The 18099-nt window shown below is 66.5% G+C and carries 16 protein-coding genes; 1 reads left to right on the top strand and 15 read right to left on the bottom strand.

From position 1 onward, the window contains the following. Window positions 1-22 precede the first annotated feature (22 nt). Together NET02_RS07775 and NET02_RS07770 are read right to left on the bottom strand one after the other, a co-directional pair. A complete protein-coding gene (locus tag NET02_RS07775) occupies window positions 23-1162 on the bottom strand; it encodes a glycosyltransferase (RefSeq protein WP_284056820.1) in 1140 nt (379 codons plus the stop codon). Then, the gene (locus NET02_RS07770) at window positions 1159-2307 is read right to left on the bottom strand and encodes a glycosyltransferase family 4 protein (protein ID WP_284056819.1); all 1149 of its coding nucleotides are present in this window, start codon (window positions 2305-2307) and stop codon (window positions 1159-1161) included. Before NET02_RS07770 ends, NET02_RS07775 begins: the two co-directional genes overlap by 4 nt. Window positions 2308-2796: 489 nt before the next feature. On the opposite strand from NET02_RS07770, the gene trxA reads away from it, so the two are divergent. Beyond that, window positions 2797-3123, top strand: a complete 327-nt coding sequence (gene trxA / locus NET02_RS07765; RefSeq protein WP_284056818.1) for a thioredoxin — start codon at window positions 2797-2799, stop codon at window positions 3121-3123. 53 nt (window positions 3124-3176) lie between these two features. Here trxA and NET02_RS07760 read toward each other — a convergent pair whose 3' ends face one another. The 13 genes from NET02_RS07760 to NET02_RS07700 all read right to left on the bottom strand — a co-directional run bounded on the left by NET02_RS07760 (window position 3177) and on the right by NET02_RS07700 (window position 18000). Then, window positions 3177-4322 carry a hypothetical protein gene (locus NET02_RS07760; protein ID WP_284056817.1) on the bottom strand — a complete coding sequence of 382 codons (1146 nt, stop codon included), beginning with the start codon at window positions 4320-4322 and terminating at the stop codon, window positions 3177-3179. Between the two features lie 4 nt (window positions 4323-4326). Further along, window positions 4327-4800 carry a transcriptional regulator NrdR gene (gene nrdR / locus NET02_RS07755; protein WP_284056816.1) on the bottom strand — a complete coding sequence of 158 codons (474 nt, stop codon included), beginning with the start codon at window positions 4798-4800 and terminating at the stop codon, window positions 4327-4329. 82 nt (window positions 4801-4882) lie between these two features. Beyond that, a complete protein-coding gene (gene ftsZ / locus NET02_RS07750) occupies window positions 4883-5986 on the bottom strand; it encodes a cell division protein FtsZ (protein ID WP_284056815.1) in 1104 nt (367 codons plus the stop codon). 379 nt (window positions 5987-6365) lie between these two features. Beyond that, window positions 6366-7109 carry a cell division protein FtsQ/DivIB gene (locus NET02_RS07745; RefSeq protein WP_284056814.1) on the bottom strand — a complete coding sequence of 248 codons (744 nt, stop codon included), beginning with the start codon at window positions 7107-7109 and terminating at the stop codon, window positions 6366-6368. Beyond that, window positions 7100-8218: a D-alanine--D-alanine ligase gene (locus tag NET02_RS07740; RefSeq protein WP_284056813.1), complete on the bottom strand. Its 1119-nt coding sequence runs from the start codon at window positions 8216-8218 to the stop codon at window positions 7100-7102. Before NET02_RS07740 ends, NET02_RS07745 begins: the two co-directional genes overlap by 10 nt. 1 nt (window position 8219) lies before the next feature. Continuing rightward, window positions 8220-9161, bottom strand: a complete 942-nt coding sequence (gene murB / locus NET02_RS07735; RefSeq protein ID WP_284056812.1) for a UDP-N-acetylmuramate dehydrogenase — start codon at window positions 9159-9161, stop codon at window positions 8220-8222. After that, window positions 9158-10549, bottom strand: coding sequence for a UDP-N-acetylmuramate--L-alanine ligase (gene murC / locus NET02_RS07730; RefSeq protein WP_284056811.1), 1392 nt, complete (start codon window positions 10547-10549; stop codon window positions 9158-9160). The genes murB and murC overlap by 4 nt, the downstream gene beginning before the upstream one ends. Continuing rightward, complete coding sequence (gene ftsW / locus NET02_RS07725) at window positions 10546-11901, bottom strand: putative lipid II flippase FtsW (RefSeq protein WP_284056810.1); 1356 nt, start codon at window positions 11899-11901, stop codon at window positions 10546-10548. The genes murC and ftsW overlap by 4 nt, the downstream gene beginning before the upstream one ends. Before the next feature lie 2 nt (window positions 11902-11903). Continuing rightward, complete coding sequence (murD, locus tag NET02_RS07720) at window positions 11904-13325, bottom strand: UDP-N-acetylmuramoyl-L-alanine--D-glutamate ligase (RefSeq protein WP_284056809.1); 1422 nt, start codon at window positions 13323-13325, stop codon at window positions 11904-11906. A gap of 9 nt (window positions 13326-13334) precedes the next feature. Then, window positions 13335-14375, bottom strand: coding sequence for a phospho-N-acetylmuramoyl-pentapeptide-transferase (mraY, locus tag NET02_RS07715; RefSeq protein ID WP_284056808.1), 1041 nt, complete (start codon window positions 14373-14375; stop codon window positions 13335-13337). Further along, window positions 14372-15775, bottom strand: coding sequence for a UDP-N-acetylmuramoyl-tripeptide--D-alanyl-D-alanine ligase (locus NET02_RS07710; RefSeq protein WP_284056807.1), 1404 nt, complete (start codon window positions 15773-15775; stop codon window positions 14372-14374). The genes mraY and NET02_RS07710 overlap by 4 nt, the downstream gene beginning before the upstream one ends. A gap of 93 nt (window positions 15776-15868) precedes the next feature. Next, window positions 15869-17599 carry a peptidoglycan D,D-transpeptidase FtsI family protein gene (locus NET02_RS07705; protein ID WP_284056806.1) on the bottom strand — a complete coding sequence of 577 codons (1731 nt, stop codon included), beginning with the start codon at window positions 17597-17599 and terminating at the stop codon, window positions 15869-15871. Continuing rightward, window positions 17599-18000, bottom strand: coding sequence for an FtsB family cell division protein (locus NET02_RS07700; RefSeq protein WP_284056805.1), 402 nt, complete (start codon window positions 17998-18000; stop codon window positions 17599-17601). Before NET02_RS07700 ends, NET02_RS07705 begins: the two co-directional genes overlap by 1 nt. Window positions 18001-18099 lie beyond the last annotated feature (99 nt).

Below are 18099 nucleotides of genomic sequence, written 5' to 3'. Positions count from 1 at the left end.
CCGCTCCAAGATCCCCGCTCGCTCACTGACCCAGCCTGCCTACCGTGGCATACGATCGCCACGTTGATCCGAGCGAGCGATACAGTTCGTAGTAGCGCTCGGCCACCCGAGCCTGGGTGAAGAGCTCCAGCACGCGCTGTCGTCCGAGGCGGCCCAGCTCCTGCCGGCGCGCCGGATCCCCGAGCAGCATGTCCAGCGCCTGGGCCAGCGCCGTCGCGTCGTCTTCCGGGAAGACCAGCCCCGCTTCACCGATGACCTGCGGGATCTCGCCGGAGTCAGAGCCGACGACCGGCACGCCACACGCCATCGCCTCGATGATCACCCGACCGAACTGTTCCTTCCAGTTCCGGCGCGTGCGCGAGGGAACTACCAGCACGTCGAACATGTTGAGCGTCTGCGGCATCATAGCTGGAGCGACGCTGCCACGAAAGGTCACGCGGTCGCGCACGCCCAGGCTAGTCGCCAGGAGCTCGAGCCGCGAGCGCTCGCTGCCGCTGCCCACGATCTGGACAGCGGCGCGCGTCCGCATGCGGGCGAGCGCGCGCAAGAGCACGTCGGCCCCCTTCTCCGGTACCAGCCGGCCAACGAAGCCGATAGTCGGCAGCGTCGACCGCTCGACGGGCATCGGGCGAAAGAGCTCGGGGTCGACGCCGAACTGCGGGATGACCTCCAACGGACCGCGGTAGCCCTTGCGGCGAAGGACGCTGGCTGCCTCCTGGCTCCCGGCGACAGCAGCCGCGGCGAGCCGGTAATTGATCCGCTCGAACCAGGAAAACGGGGGCGGATAGCGGCGATGGAGATTCTGCCAGGTGAAGAAGATGACCCGCGCCCCGTAGACGCGACCGAGCAGCGCAGCGTGGAACGTCACCAGGTTGTACGGCTCCTCGTCGACGTGCAGGATATCTGGCCGGAATCGACGCACGTGCCGGGCCAGGCCAGGATACCAGTGGACGTGGTGGTGCCCGTTGAACCACATCGGCTCTACGATCAGCTCATAGCCCTCGGTGTAGCGCCGTTCGAGCTGTACCACGCCTACGCGGGACTCGTGCCAGTAGGGCGGGACGATCGCCAGCAGCTCGATCTCTGGCAGCTTTGCCAGCTCTTCGAGCTTCTTCTGATAGACCCCGTTGACCAGGGCCTTCGACAGCATCAGGACCTTCACCGGCCGCCCGCCCTCCGGTCCTCTGCGTGGCTTCCCAATACCTGATAGTACACCGCGAGGGTCTCCCTCGCGGTGCGCTCCCACGAGAAGCGCGCCGCCTGGTCGAGCGCCCGGCGCGCGAGTTCCTGGCGCAACCGGTCGTCGAGGAGCACCCGGCGGATCGCGGCCGCCAGCTCGCGTGGATCCGGCTCCACCAGCAGCCCGCCCTCGCCCACGACCTCGGGCAGGCTCGACCGGTTCGCCGCGACCACTGGAGTCCCGCATGCCATCGCCTCCAGCGGCGAGAGGCCGAAGCCTTCATAGAGCGAAGGGTAGACATAGAGATCTGCGAGCTGGTAGAGGCCGAGCTTGTCCTCCTCGCTCACCGCGCCAGTCAGAACGACGTGACGCTCCAGCCCGAAGCGACGCACGACCGGCTCGAGCGGCGGATAGAGCCGCGAGTTCTCGGCATGTGGGCGGCCGGCGATGACCAGCCGCGTGTCGGAGTCGAGTTCAGGCATGGCGATCGCGAAAGCCTCGACCAGCGCGGGCAGGTTCTTGCGCGCGTCGAGCCCGCCGACATTGAAGATGACCGGGCCGGGCAGAGCGAAGCGTTGCCGAAGCTCAGCCAGGCGCCCCGGATCGGCCGCTGGACGGAAGCGCCGGTCAGCGGCCAGCGGGATTGCCACGATCCGTTGGGGGGGTATGCCGAGCACGCGCACGATGTCGCGCTTGGAGTGCTCGGAGTCGGTGATGACGACGTGAGCCCGGCGGGCGACGCGGCTGACCAGTCGAAGATAGAGTCGCATCGCGAGGCTGGCCCGGTAGGCCGGGAAGAGGAAGGGGATGACATCGTGCACGGTGACGACGAGCGGGAGCGGTGACCGTAGCGGGCCGGCGAAATAGGGCACGTGCAGGAGCGTCGCGCCTGTAGCCCGCGCCGCCTCGACGACGCCACGCTGCTCCCACCAGAGCTTGGCTAGCTTGCCGGTACGAAACGGCTTCGGTGGGCCAGAACTGTCCGACCCGGGGAGCAAGAGCACGACCCGGCAGCAGGCATCCCCGGCCGAGAACTGGTTCCACAGCCCGAGCGTGTACTGGCCGCTGCCGGTCAGCGGTTCCCGGCTGAAGGCACCGTCGAGCGCGATGGTCAGGGCGTGCTCCATGCCCCCTCCATGCCAAAGCGGGAGTATAGCAGCCACCGAAGGCGATATCGCCCAGGATACTCCTGCCATCCCCCCGCGTGCGCATGCCCTGGGTCGGCCGCGTGAAGGTTATTAGCCCCGGACGACGTGTACACCGGATGGATTCGGCGCTTCCCGCGTTCCGGGGTGAACCATCGCCCGGGCGCCATCCCCCTGCCCGCGGTGGCGGTCAACGAGGCCGCGGCCAGGTCCTCCCTGAACAGCTACTGGGGAAGTCTTCGCGTCGCTTCCCTTCCTGCCAGCGCAACAGGAGCCGCAGGACACGGACGGCTCCGGCGATCGAGCACCGAGCGGGCTCGGGCTCCGGAGAATAGATACCTCGGTCGACACCGCGGCGGATGTCGCTCGGAGATCGCCGAAGCGCAAGCGGGAACATTGTCGTCAATGGGAGTGTTCTCGTATAGTGAAGGCCGAGCCTCATCGTGGGAGGCGGACGGAGGGAGCGAGGATATGCCCAAGCCGGTGAACGTCAGCGATGAGACATTCGAGGAAGAGGTACTCCAGTCCGACATTCCCGTCCTGGTCGACTTTTGGGCCGCCTGGTGCGGGCCCTGCCGCATGATTGCCCCCATCCTCGAAGAGATCGCCGAAGAGAAATCGAAGGCACTGAAGGTCGCCAAGGTCAACGTCGACGAGAACATGCGCGTCGCGATGCAACTGGGCATCAGCAGCATCCCCACTCTGATCCTGTACAAGAACGGCCAGCCAGTGGAGCGGATTATCGGTGCTCAGCCGAAGCAGCGCCTGCTGCAGCAGATCGAGAAGCATCTCAGTTAAGCAAAAGCACTCAGCGAGGACAAACGGATATCCTGCTCGGATCGCCTGGGCCGCTACCTGCGGGCGAGCTTGAGCACTCCCAAACCCAGGGCTAGGCTCACGACGCCGCCGATCAGGGCCTGCCGCGCCCGGGGAGAGAACAGCACGAGGCTGGCTAGACTGCTGAGCAACGCCGTTCGGCCGCGGAGGTATGCGTGCTGCCGCACGGCGACGATCGTCACCGCGTCCTCGTAGTCGACGAGCGGGGGGTAGCGATAGCGGTCGTGTTGGAGGTCGAACGTGATCACCGTCTCCCCGGCATCCTCCGGACGACTCGGATCCCAGACCAGCACCTCGGCCTGATCCGGCGCGCGCTGCCGGAAGGCGTACGGGACCACAGTGTGCCCCTGGCCCAGCAATGCCCGGATCACGTCTCGTCTCCAAGGCTTCGGAACGTTCACGTCGAAGCAGAGATCGCTCCAGCCGCGCCGCAGTAGATCGCCGACAAACCGCCGGTATGCCCGGCGCGGGCTGGGCCAGAGGAATTGGGGTATCCCAGCCAGCAGAGCACGGTCGGTCAGTTGGCGACCATGGAGGACGATGACCTGATCGCGCAGATCCTCGCCTTCAGCGCGCAGCATGCCCAGGCTACACGCCAGCGCTGCCCGCGCCATGCCGCTGCAGACGCCCCCGCCCTCCCGGGCATCGCCCAGGCGCACGACCGCGCTATACAGGCCTCGCCGGAACGACTCCGGGAACAGCGCCAGGTCATAAGTTGCCCGGAAATACCGCTCGTCCGGCCTGACCTGGCCGAACTCACTCGCGCGGTTCGCCCAGGGGAGCCGGTCGCGCGCCGGGTCGAACGGACTCTCGCCGTACAGCTCGATGCCGAGCAGCCGCTCCGCCCGCGCGATCGACCGTCCACGATCGAAGACCGCGACCGAGATCCTGAGATGGAATCCCTGAGGATTTCCCTGGGGAAAAACCAGCCAGGTTACTGGCCGGTCCCCGAATGTGCTGAGCTGCTGGTCCGGCAATGCCAGCCAGCCCACGGGGAGTGACAGCCGGTAGCGGAGTGCGCCTTCAGCCCGGGGATCGTGTAGCTGTGCCAGGACCTGGAGGCGTGGTGGCCGGTAGGAGAAGCGACCGCCGCGCTCGCTGCAGTAGAGGAGGCGTTCTACCGGGTGACCATCACCGGTTAGCACGCGTAGCGAGAGCATGAGATCACGAGCTGACGCTTTCGCTGCGCCGCCCGCCGAGCGCCTCCATCTCCCGGCGAAGGTCTTCGAGGTCAGCGAAGCGCCGGTAGACCGAGGCAAAACGAATGTATGCCACCTCGTCCAGCTCTTTCAGCTCGCGAAGCACGATCTCACCGATCACCGTGCTCGGAACTTCGACCGTGCCCATTGCGAGCAGCTCGCGCTCGACGGTCGCGACAATGCGGTCGACTTCCTCCTGGGAAACCGGGCGCTTGGTCAGCGCTAGTCGCAGCTTGTCTCGCAGCTTGCGGCTGTCGAACTCCTCCCGTCGCCCATCTCGCTTAATGACCATGAGCCCGCTCGGCTCGACCCGCTCGTATGTGGTAAAGCGCCGGCCGCAGGTAGGGCATTCTCGCCGGCGACGGATGCTGTCACCGGCCCCGAGTTCACGGGAGTCGATGACGCGACTGTCTCGAGCACCGCAGTAGGGACAGCGCACAGCCTTTTCCTCGACTCATGCTCCTCGCGTGCGACGCGGCGCCATGCTCAGCGGTATCCCACCCGAAGAATCCACGCACGCATCACCGGTCGCGCAGGAAACGCAAAATTGACGGCTCCGACCACTCGTCGTCCGGCAGGATCGGGGTGCGCGGCGGGGCCTGCGTGCGAGCCATCTCCGAGCGGAAGCGCCGCTCGGTCGGTCGAGTCCGCCGCTGCTGACCGGTTCCAGTGAAACCCGCCGCGATCAGGGTGATCGTCACATCGCGTCCCATGGCTTCATCTGGGTTAGCGCCAAAGATAATTTCGGCTTCCTCATCGACGGTCGCGCGGATGACTTCCGCCGCCTCGCTCACCTCAGCCATCGAGAGGTCTGGGCCACCAGTGATGTTGTAGAGCACCCGCGTGGCTCCGTCGATGCCCAGCTCCAGCAGCGGGCTCTCGATCGCGGCACGAGCCGCATCCACACAGCGGTTCTCGCCTGTCCCGCGGCCAATGGCCATCAACGCCGAGCCGGCATCGCGCAGGATTGTCTTGACATCAGCGAAGTCCAGATTGATCAATCCTGGCTTGGTAATCAGCTCGGAGATTCCCTGGATACCCTGCCGGAGGACATCGTCGGCGATCCGGAACGCCTCGGAGAACGGCGTCTTGGGATCGACGAAGGTAACCAGTCGCTGATTGGGGATCGTGATCAGCGCGTCTACGTGCTCCCTCAGCACCGCAATGCCTTCATCGGCGATCCGGCGCCGTTTCGCCCCTTCGAAGTCGAAGGGCTTGGTCACGATACCGACGGTCAATGCGCCGGCCTCACGAGCCAGGCGGGCGATGATCGGCGAGGCGCCCGTACCCGTGCCGCCACCCATGCCGGCGGTGATAAACACCATATCCGCGCCGCGAACGGCCTCAGCAAGGGTATCAGCGCTCTCCTCAGCCGCCCGCTCGCCGATCTCCGGCCGCCCTCCGGCACCCAGACCCTTGGTGAGCTTGTCGCCGATCCGGATGGTCAGCGGACTCAACGAATTCAACAGCGCCTGTGCATCGGTGTTGATCGCGATAAACTCCACGCCATCGAGACCGGCTTCGATCATCCGATTGATGGCGTTGCCCCCAGCACCACCAACGCCGATGACCTTGATCCGCGCGAAGTTGTTCGAGGTGAATTCCTCGTCGTGCGCGCTGAACATGCCCAACCTCCACTAGCCTCGAACGCGCCCCAGCTCCCCGCCCAACACTCTACCGCACCGTGGCCGTGCGCGGTCGGGCTTCGCCTCACGGCCAGCTCAGGCACACCCTACCTGGCCCCGGATCCTCGCTCCCATCCCCGGTTCCGGTCGCTCGCGAACCATGTTCGAACGAGGTGGCACGTGTCTCCCTCGCCCACCAGCAGATCCTGGAACCAGTTTCGGCAAGCGCTGACTGTACGGTGCGACCGGTTCCCGCTCGTTCCCATCCCGCCACTGTGGTATATGTCGCAGTATAGCACAGACTCCGCGGGTGTAAACTGGGCTTTCCCTCCTCGTGTAGCTGTGCTCATCTGCCCCAGCCCCTCTGTGATCGCTGCGCTCACCAGAGCACAGGCCGCTCCGGGTCACGGAGATCCAGATTGCCCCAGCTCACCCCCGCCTGCTCGATCGCGTTCAATACCTGGATCTGCTCCGGCAAGCGCTCGGCTGTGCCGAAATGAACGATCCGGCCATCAGTCAGATAGACGCTGACCCCGGCTCGCGCTGAATACTCGAACGCCCGCGCCTGCCCACCGAGCCGCTCGCGCAGGACGGTGACCGCCTGCACGATACTGGCAGGCAATCGCTCACCTGGAGACGGTAATCGGCCGTCGACCTGCTCGATGTGTGGCAACTCCGGCCGATCCGCGGTGGCAATCACCCACCCGTCTCGATCTACGAGCACTGTCTGCTCACCCTGGCGCCAGACGACCGCTGGCTCGCGCTCACGCAGCCGGATCACGAGCTGATCCGGAAACTCGGCCCGCACCTCCGCGGCAGCCACGGCCGGATGCTCGGCAACGCGCTGCGCGACCGCCCCGGTATCGAGCCAGAAGATCGGCTGCCCGAGAGCCCCGCTGCTCGCCACGATCGTGTCCACGAACGCGAGCTGGTTTCCATAGACCCTGACCGACCGGACGGTGTAGTCCTCTGCACCCAAGAAGCCGGCTGCCAGCACGCTCAGCCCGACTGCCAGCAGGAAGGCAGGCAAGCGACCAGTGACGGTTCCGCGGAGCAGGAAGCGACTGAACCGACCGCGCGAGCGCCGACGCGCTCTGCCGGCTATGGGATGACCTACGTCCATGTCTGGCACCGGGCTGCCCGCTCCTGGTGTCGCTCCAGCGCCAGTTCGATGAGCCGGGTGACCAGGTCACGGAACGAGAGCCCGCTAGCTTCCCAGAGCTTGGGGTACATGCTGATGGCCGTGAAGCCGGGAATCGTATTGATCTCGTTGACAAGGATCCGCCCGGTCGGCCGCTCCAGGAAGAAGTCGACCCTCGCCATTCCGGCCGCGTCGATCGCCTTGAAGGCAGCCACGGCCATCGAACGCGCCGTCTCCGCCTGCTCTTCCGTGATCGGCGCCGGTATCAGCAGTTGCGACCGGTCGTCCACGTACTTCGCCTCGTAGTCGTAAAACTCCCGCGACGGCACGATCTCGCCGACGATCGAGGCAATCGGGTCGTCGTTCCCGAGCACGCTGACTTCGAGCTCGCGCGCGTCGATCGCCTCCTCGATGACGATCTTGCGGTCATAGCGGTTCGCCTCCTCGATAGCCGCTGGGAGTTCCTCAGGAGCATGCACCTTGGTCACGCCGACGCTCGAGCCGAGGTTGGCCGGCTTGACGAAGCACGGGTAGCCGAACTCCCGCTCTACGCGCTCAGCGATCGCTCGCGGCTCGCGCACCCACTCTCGCCAGGTGAAAGCGAACCAGCGGGCGATCGGCAGGCCGGATTGAGCGAACAGGCGCTTCGCTGTCGGCTTGTCCATCGCTACGGCTGAGGCGAGCACGCCACAGCCAACGTAGGGGATGTCCGCCAGTTCCAGCAACCCCTGCACCATGCCATCTTCGCCGTTCGGCCCGTGCAGCACCGGAAAGACGACATCCACGGTGCGTGCCCAGGTGGGCTCGGTTACCGCAAGCGACTGCGAGTCCAACCTCGCCGGCAGCGTCGTCTTCTCGACTTCCTCTACCTCGCCCGGCTCCAGTTCCAACGGCAGGCGAGAGCACGCAGCCAGGGCACGGAGCGGGTCTCCACCGACCAGCCAGCGCCCCTCGCGCGTGATCCCGATGGGGACGACCTCGAACCGCTCGGGGTCGATCGCCCGCATGACAGCCTGCGCCGACCGCAGCGAGACGTCGTGCTCGCCAGATCGACCGCCGAAGATGACGCCGACGCGAATCCTGCGTGCCATGTCAGGCTTCTCCTATCTCTTCGATCTCCGGCACGAGCTCGATGCCGAACCGGCGAAAGACCTCCTCCTGGATCAGCGCGATCAACGCTCGCACGTCGGCCGCCGTGGCGTTTCCGGTGTTGATGAAGAAATTACCGTGGAGCTCCGAGACGCGCACGCCGCCGACCTGGCGCCCTTTGAGCCCGGCCTGCTCGATGAGATAGCCAGCGTATGTCCCCGGAGGATTCGTGAACACCGATCCGGCGCACGCGCCGGAGGGCTGGGCCTGCCGGCGCCACTGCGCGTACGAGGCCGCCCTGGCGGTGAGTTCCTCCCGTTCGCCCGGGGGTAGCTCGAACGTCGCCCGGAGCACGACCCAGCGCCGCGGGCGGGGCTCGAACTTGAGCACGGTGTACCGGTAGCGCGCCTGGAGCTGCTCGCGGCTCCAACGCGTGACCCGCCTTTCCGCAAGGTCGAGCAGCTCTACGCTGGTGAGGTGATCGGCCATTTCCCCGCCATGAGCACCCGCATTGTTGACCACCGCCCCGCCGACCACGCCTGGCAAACCAGCGGCCCACTCGAGCCCAGCCCACCCGCGCGAGGCGGTGAAGTGCCCGAGCCAGGAGATCGGCGCCTGGGCCGGCACCGTCAGCCGCGCGCGCTCACCCTCCACGGCGAGGTCGACGTGCCCGTCGAGGGCACTCCCCGGCGTACGCGCCAGGATCACCAGTCCACGGATGCCTCGATCGCCCACGAGCAGGTTGCTGCCACCACCGATGACCGTGACCGGCAGATCGTGGCGCTCGGCCCAGTCGATCGCTGCCAGCAGCTCCGGCTCGGATCCGGCCCGCGTCAGGAAGTCAGCCGGCCCGCCGATGCGGAACGTCGTGTGCAGCGACATCAGTTGGTCACGCTTGATCGTGAGCACCCCCCGCTCAGTGGGCACCCTGATGGCTTCGGTCACGCGCTTCCTCCCAGGTACTCGAGCAGGGCCGGGGCGGCCTTCCAGACATCGCCAGCCCCGAGGACCAGCACGACATCCCCTGGCCCCGCCAGCTCGGCCACGAGCTCGGCAGCCGCCTGGGGACTCGCGGCCAACCGCGCCGGTCCTGGCTCGATGCGGAGCGCCAGGCGCTCGAGCGAGACATCGCCAGGATCCGCCTCACGGGCCGCGTACACCGGTGTCAGGATCGTCTGATCGGCCAGTCCCAGCGCGGCTGCGAAATCGCTGAAAAAGGCGCGGGTACGGCTATAGGTATGCGGCTGGAAGATCACCCAGAGACGGGCATCGGGGTAGCGCTCTCGGGCCGCCGCGATTGTGGCGCGTATCTCGCTCGGGTGATGAGCGTAATCGACGATCACCGCAATCCCCTGGCCCTGTCCCCAGAGTTCGAACCGGCGCCCGACGCCGGAGAACGCTTCCAGCGCCCGGAGGCTCGTCTCCGGATCGACGCCCAGCGCAGCAGCCGCCGCTACCGCCGCTGCCGCGTTCAAACGATTGTGCCAGCCCGGCACTCGAAGCCCCAAGTTCCAGCTTCTCCCACCCGGCCCGGCAAGGACAGGATTCACCTCACCGGTAACCCGCCAGTCGGCCAGCTCGCTCGTCCCGAACGTCACCGTGCGCACCTCGCAACGGGCCAGCGCGTGCGCCAGGCGTCGACCGCCGGGATCATCCCGAGAGAGGACGACTGAACCGCCCGGCCGAACGCGCTCTAGGAAGCGTCGAAAGGCAGCCTCCACGGCCGCTTGCGTAGGAAAGAGGTCAGGATGGTCATGCTCGATGTTCAGTACCACCGCGACCTCTGGCTCGAGGTGCAGGAAGCTGTAGTCGTACTCGTCCGCCTCGACGACGAAGGCTGCTCCGCTACCGAGCCGCGCATTCGCGCCGAGGTCGCGCACTTCGGCGCCGACCGCGAAAGACGGCGACAATCCCGCTCGCTCTAGAATCAGGGAAATCATCCCGGCCGTAGTGGACTTCCCATGTGTTCCCGCCACCGCGACACAGGTTGTGCCGGCGGTCAGCCAGCCCAGCAGTGCAGCCCGCTTAACCACCGGTCGCCGGCGAGTGACCGCCGCAGTGACCTCAGGATGGGCAGCATGAACGGCGGAGGTTATAACGACGAGATCCGCGTCCTGGACATGTGCCGGGTCGTGACCCAGGTGGACGATGATCCCTTCGGCTCGCAGCGTCTCGAGCAGCGGTGAGTCGGCCGCGTCGCAACCGCTAACCCGGTACCCGAGCTGCGCCAGCATGCGGGCCAGTCCGCTCATGCCGATCCCGCCCAGGCCGATAAAGTGGACGTGAGCTGGAGGTTGGAGATGGGCAAGGTTCGGCGGCCAGCGCAGCATCATGGCCCGGCACTCCGTACCCAGCGGCGTGAACGCGCACGCCGGCCGCGACCGAACGTGCCGCGAATCGCCGCGCCGCGATGGACAGGCACTCCGCTCGGTTCCGGCCATGCCTGGGTACCGGCGGGGACTCTCTCCGGCCGCAGCACGGCAGCTCCCTCGGATGATTCGCGCTCGCGGGTCCGAACCGTCGCTCGCGAGATGTTCAACAAAATACCCATCGCGATGAGGGTTACTGCGAGCGAGGATCCACCGTAGCTCAGGAACGGGAGCGGGATGCCCGTGAACGGGATCGTCGAGGTGATCCCGCCGATATTGATAGCGGCCTGGGCAATCACCCAGGTAGTAATCCCGACAGCCAGAAGGGAGCCGAAGCTATCGGGCGCCTTGCGGGCAACCCGGTACCCGCGCCAGGCGAGGAAGAGAAAGAGCCCGATCACGAAAAGGCAGCCGACCAACCCCAGCTCCTCCCCGATAACTGCGAAAATGGCATCGCTATGGGCGGCGAAGAGCCAGAGAAACTTTTGCCGGCTCGCTCCCAGGCCTACCCCGAACAGTCCTCCACTGCCGAACGCGAGCCGCGCTTGGGCGATCTGCCAGCCCAAGCCGAGAAGCTTGCTTTCCGGGTCGAGGAGATCCCTATCTGGGCTCAGAAACAACAGAAGGCGGTCTCTCCGGTACGGCGCGCTCAGCGCGAGCATCAGGAACGCGGCTGCTCCCGACACGAGCAGCAAGGCAAACTGGAACAGCGGCGCGCCAGCCACGAAGAACATGCTGATTCCGATGACAGCGAGGATGGTCGAGCTACCCAGGTCAGGCTGGAGCATCACGAGGCCGACGAGCAGGCCAATCAGCAGGGTAAACGGCACCAGCCCGTAGCTGAACTGTCGAATCCGCACCCCCTTCTGGGCGAGCCAGTCGGCCAGGTAGATGACCAGCGCCAGCTTGGCCAGCTCAGCCGGCTGGATGGAGAGCGGCCCGATGCGGATCCACCGCTGCGCGCCCCAGATCTCGACGCCAATCCCTGGTACCAGCACCAGGGCCAGCAGCCCCAGGGCCAGCACCATCCCCAGCAGCGAGACGCGGCGCCACACGCGGTAGTCGATGAGATAGGCCACCGTCATGCCGACCAGCCCGACCGCGAGCCAGAGCAGGTGGCGAATCAGGTAGCTGTAGCCGTTGCTGCCTGGCTGGCGCACCCCAAGGGCAAAGCTGGCGCTGAACACCATGACCGTGCCGAACATGACCAGCACCAGCAGCGTCGCCAGCAACCACAGGTCAGGCTCGTGCAGGCGACGCCGTTCTCCGGGCGGGCGAAGCAGGGCCACGAATGGTCGCACCAGCAGGCGCCCCAAGATCACGTCTCCTTCCCCGCAGTCGCGGCCATCGCTAGCCGCCGCACCGCCTCTCGGAAGGACTCCCCACGGTGAAACTCGTCTCGGAAGAGACCGAAGCTGGCGCACCCGGGCGAGAGCAACACCACGTCCCCGGCACGGGCCAGCCGGGCCGCGATCTCGACCGCCTCGTCCATCGACCCGCATGGGCCGTAGACACCGGCCCCGGCCGCGCGCAGAGCGTCGTGGAAGGCCGGCGTCGCGGTACCGGCGAGCAGGACGACCGCGCGCGCCTGCGCGGCGATCTCCTGCGCGAGCGGGCGCAGGTCGACCCCCTTGTCGGCTCCCCCCGCGATCAGGACGACCGGGCGCTGCCGGTACGTCGCGAGAGCGGCAAGCACCGCGGCTGGAGCCGTCGCCGCCGAGTCGTTGACGAAGTCCACCCCACTGACGGTCGCGACGTGCTCTAGCCGGTGAGGCACCGGTTGCGCCCGCAAGAGGCCCTCCCGGGCATGCTCCGGGCCAGCGCCGCGCAGGCAAGCCGCGGCGATGGCAGCCAGCGCGTTGGGCACCACGTGGTCTCCGGGGAGCGGCAGCTCGTCCCGCCGGCAGATCTCGTGCTCCTTCCCGGCGAAGCGCCAGACCAGCCGGTCATTCACCAGGAAAGCGCCAGTCGAGTCTCCAGTGTCAGGGCCGAACGGTACCACGGTGCCGGCCCCAGCGCGACGACAGCTCCAGGCCCGGGGCTCCTCCTGGTTGACGACGAACCAGTCAACCGGTGCCTGGAAGCGCGCGATGTGGCACTTCGCCTCGATGTACGCCTCCATCGAGGGGTAGCGATCTAAGTGATCCTCGCTGATCATCGTCAGTACGGCAATGTGCGGGCTCATGGCGTGCTCAGCCAGTCCTTCGAGCTGCCAGCTCGAGAGCTCCAGCACGACCGGTGTCTCTGGCGTGATCGCCGGCAGCGTCTCCAACGCTGAGCGCCCGAGGTTGCCCGCCAGAACCGTATCGGGGCGCCAGCTCTTCAAGATCTCGGCGCAGAGCGTGGCGGTGGTCGTTTTGCCCTTCGTGCCAGTCACCCCGATGATCGGCGCTGGGCAGGCGCGGAAGAACAGCGACATCTCCATCTCGACTCGCGCGCCGGCCGCCCGCGCGAGCGCCAGCCACGGCGAGTCCACTGGCACGGCCGGGTTCCGGACTACGATCTCGGCCTGCTCGAAGTCCTCGCGCCGGTGCTCGCCGAGAACCAGGCGCACCGGCAGATCGGCGAGCGCATCGACGCTCGGTCGGAGCGCATCCGCCGGCCTGAGGTCGGTCACCGTGACCTCGGCTCCCTGGGCCACGAGCCAGCGGGTCACTCCCAACCCGCCGCTGCGGGTGCCGAGGCCCATCACCAACACGCGCTTGCCTCGAAGATCCAGCGGTGTCGATCGCTCACTCATGGGACACCTCTAGATGAGGGCCAGGGCCATGCCGAGCAGGCCAGCCATCATGCCGACCAGCCAGAAGCGCAGGGTGATCTGCGTCTCCGACCAGCCCAGCAGCTCGAAGTGATGGTGCAGCGGCGTCATCCGGAAGAGTCGCTTGCCGCCAGTCAGCTTGAAGTAGGCGACCTGCAACATGACTGAGACCGCCTCGGCGACGAAGACGATGCCGATCAACGGCAGGAGCAGCCACTGGCCGGTCATGAACGCCGCTGTCGCGAGCGCCGCGCCGAGCGCAAGCGAGCCAGTGTCCCCCATGAATACCTGGGCCGGATGCGCGTTATACCAGAGGAAGCCGAGCAGCGAGCCCACCATGGTAAAGCAGAAGGTCACTACCTGAATCTGCCCCTGGAGAAAGGCGATGATCCCATAGGCCGTGAAGGCAACGGCTGCAGTCCCGCCAGCCAGCGTATCGAGCCCGTCGGTCAGGTTCACCGCATTGGCCGTGCCAGCGATAGCGATCACCGCGATCGGGATATAGAGGAGGCCGATATCGTACTTGCCGAATACCGGGATATAGATGCTGCGCAGCCCGAGCGGGAAGTGCAGGATCAGCGCGCTGATGATCGAGAAGAGCAAGAGCCAGGCCATCTTGAAGCGTGCCGTCATCCCGGTACGCGAGCCGCCCACGAGATTCATCCGGTCGTCGATGGCCCCGAGCGTGGCAGTGCCGATCAGCACGCCGAGCGGGAGGAGCATAGAGAGACGGCCCGCGAGGTTGAAGATGAGTGTCAGGAGGATAACGGGCACCGTGATCATGAAGCCGCCCATGGTCGGTGTGCCCATCTTGTAGAAGTGCCCCTCCGGTCCCTCGATGCGGATCCGCTTGCCGATGTTGTGCCGGCGTAACCACCGGATGTAGGGAGCACCCACCAGCACAGTCACCATGAACGCCACCCCGGAGAGCGCCAGTGACAGCGCGAGGTTTTCCCCTGGATCACGCGGGAGCACGCTGTGCGCTCGAAAGAGCGTCCAGGTGCCTGTAACGAGTCCGAGAAGCTCGCTCACTTCACCCCTTCCGCCTGCTGATCGGGGGCGCGCAACGCTTCGACGATCTCTTCCATGCGCATCCCCCGTGCTCCCTTGATCAGCACGAAGTCACCCGGCTCCAGGGTATCGCGCAAGAGGTCGATGAGCTCTCGCCGATCCTCGGTCGCGATCACCGAGACCGCGGGCAGGCCGCCGTTGACTGCCTCGGCGGCGATCAGTCGAGCGCGCGGCCCGAGCGTGAATAGCCGATCCACGATCGTGGCGGCACGCCGGCCGACCAGCCGATGCCCTTCCTCTTCGTACCATCCGAGCTCATACATGTCGCCGAAGACGGCAATGCGCCGCCTAGCAGGGATCTCTCCCAGCAAGCTCAGCGCTGCCAAGCACGACGTCGGATTGGCATTGTAGGTGTCGTCGAGGATCGTGGAGCCGTTGATGCCCGGCACCGTCAGCAGCCTGACCTGTACCGTCGGGTCAGTAAAGCCGGGCAAGATCTCGTCGAGCGTCATGCCCAGGGCACGACCGGTGGCGATCGCGGCCAGGGCGGTGTGGACGCTGTGCCTGCCGAGCAGTGGTAGTCGCACGCGGCTGCGCTGGCCGTCCAGAATCAGATCGAAGGAGATGCCGGCCAGCCCGTGACTCTCGATCGCCTCCGCCCGAGCGTCGCAATCCGGAGCCAAGCCATAGAGCACCACCGGGCAACGGCATCGTTCCGCCATGGCGCGAACCCGGAAGTCATCGCCGTTGAGCACCGCCACACCGTCGTCCGGCAGCGACTCGGGCAGCTCGGCGATGCTCTCGGCGATCGCCTCGAGCGTGCCCATCCGGCCCAGGTGCGAGTAGCTGACGTTGGTCACGACCCCGATCGATGGTCGGCCGAGCTGGCATAGCTCGCGCACCTCGTTCAGCCGATAGGCTTCACCCAGCTCCAGCACGACGACCTCGGTATCCGGAGTAATCTCCAGCAGCGCCAGGGAAACGCCGATATCGGTGTTGTAGCTCCGCCGGGTACGGACCACCTGGTAGCGCTGCGACGCCACCGACGCCACCGCCTCCTTCGTGCTGGTCTTGCCGATGCTCCCGGTGATCCCGACAACCCGCACATCGAACAGTGAGCGCCAGTACGACGCCAGGCGCTGCAATCCAGCCGTGGTGTCGTCGACCACGATCACTGGGACCGACAACTCCTCGAGTGACGGCGCGTGCTGCCGGTCGACCATGACCGCACGAGCGCCCCGCGCAAGCGCGTCCGAAACGAAGTCATGACCGTCGTGCCGCTCGCCCACGATCGCGACGAAGAGGTCACCCGGCTCGACCTCTCGCGAGTCATGCCGGATATGCCGCAGGAGAAGATCGGGATGCGCGTTTCCGCGGAGGACGCCTCCGCTCCCCTCGAGGATGTCGCGTAGCGAGATCACGGGTGTCGCCCTCCATTCCCGGAGTCGAAGCCCTGCACATCGGACAGTCAGCGCTTCCCCACTCCCAAACGCCAAGTATGACCGCTGAAAACATCACGATCCACCGTCCAGCTCAGCCGGCTGGCTCGGTGGGATACCGTAGAGCAAGAACAGCTCCTGGAACACCTTGCGAAAGGCTGGCCCGGCCGCCCGCTCGCCCCAGGGCGATTTCTTCGGCCGGTCGATCTTGACCAGCACGGTGAATTGCGGGTCCTCCACCGGCCCGAACCCAACCACCGAGGCGATCGTCGAGCCGTCCCCGGTCTCATAGCCACCCGCCGGCGACGGGATCTCGGCAGTGCCCGTCTTGGCGGCGACCCGATACCCAGGGATATCGAACTTTCCTCGATACTCTGTTTCCATCACCTGGACCAGCATGTCAGTGAGTTGCTTTGCTGTCTCCGGGCGAACGACCCGTCGTACCGGCTCCGGATGAGTCACTGTCGTTTTCTCGTCATCGCGGATCTCCTGGACGACATAGGGGCGCATCAAGGTGCCACCGTTGGCGATGGCAGACACCGCGTTGACGAGCTGGATCGGCGTTACCGTCACTCCCTGACCGAAGGCGTTCGTATAGAACGTGGTGAGCGACCAGAGCGGGCTATCCGGAGCGTGGACGATGCCCCCCGACTCGGCTGGAAGGTCGACACCGGTCGGCTCCCCGAACCCGAAGCGGCGAACACCCTCGTAAAACGCTTCGGCACCGAGCCGGTCCGCCACGAACATCGCGCCCACATTGCTGGAGTGCGCGAGCACCTCGGTCATCGTCTCGATGCCGAACTCCTGGTGCAACGCGTTGTAGATGCGGGTTCCGTCAGGCAGCTCCCGATAGGCGCCGCCATCCACGGTGGTGCCGGGCGTCACCACGCCGGCATCGAGCCCGAGCGCCATGGTAATGATCTTGAACGTCGAACCCGGCTCGTAGCCGGCCGACACCGCCGGGTTGCCGAACGGCCCCGGATCTTCGACATCCTCGAAGTGGTTCGGGTCGAACGATGGCAGGCTCGCCATGGCGAGGATGGCCCCGGTCTTCGGGTCCTGAACGATGATCGTCCCGCCGGCCGCTTCCTGCTCCTCGACCGCCTCGCGGAGCGCCTGCTCGGCGATGCGCTGCACGGCGCTGTCGATCGTAAGCACCAGCGTGGCCCCATCGCGGGGTGGGTTCCAGACGCTTTGACCCAGCGCGATCACGTTACCCGCGGCGTCTCGCTCACCGATCAACTGCCCGGGGACACCACCGACTACGTCGTCGTAGGCCGCCTCGATCCCGTAGGCTCCGGCGTACTCCCAGTTCACGAAACCGATCACCTGCGCCGCGAAGCTGCCCATCGGATAGACACGGCGTGGCTCGGGAGCGAGCACGATCCCGGGGAGATTCAACTCGCGAATCCGCTGGGACGCCTCCGAAGAGAGCCGCCGCTGCAGCACGACCCACTCCTTATCGGGCTGGGTCAAAGCAGCGAAGATGTCATCCTCGCTTCGACCGATCAGCGGCGCGAGCAACTGAGCCGTCTTTCGGGGATCTTCCACCTCCTGGATGATGGCTGAGATCCGGTCGGCGGGCACGTCGGTGGCGAGCACGCGGCCGCGGGCATCGAGGATGTCGCCCCGGTGCGCCGGAACCAGATCCTCGCGGTAACGGAACTCTTCAGCGCGCTGAGCGAGCGCCGGCCCCTGCATCACCTGGAAGGAGAAGACGCGATAGCCTACTGCGCCCGCGAAGAGCACGAAGCAGGCGTATAGCAGGTAGATTCGCCGCGAAGAGGTCCCTCCTGGGCGATGCATCACCCGCCCCCCTGCCCGCTCGCTGGCGCCCGGTCCTCAGGATCGCGCGCCCGTCCGATACCCCAGATCAGGTCCCAGAGACGCTGCCAGCGAGATACTGTACCCGTTGCGGGCCCGGCAGCGGGTTCTGACTCGGATTGCGGCGGCCGTTCGACATCGAGGAACAGCGTTCGTCGAACAGGCACCATGCCCAGCTCGTCCCGCGCCATCCGCTCGATCGTGTCCAGCGACTGGTAACGAGCGATCTCGTAACGCAGGCGCGAGTTCTCCAGAACCAGCGTATCGTGTTCGTCCTGAAGGTGGGTGAGCTGATAGCCGAGCTGCACGACCTGGCTCGTCTGGATCAAATAGAGCACGCTCAACCCGCCGAGGGCCAGCGCTACGATGACCGCGATCGCCACGTTGCTCAATCCCCCGGCCGCCCGTACGGCCCTCGCGGCGCGGGATTCGCGCGCTGGCCGAAACGCAGCGGTCCCCATGCTCGCTCGCGGCCTTACCGT

The organism is Thermalbibacter longus, assembly GCF_023806485.1.
GTDB lineage: Bacteria > Chloroflexota > Chloroflexia > Thermomicrobiales > Thermomicrobiaceae > Thermalbibacter > Thermalbibacter longus.
This window is presented reverse-complemented; position numbering and strand designations above follow the sequence as displayed.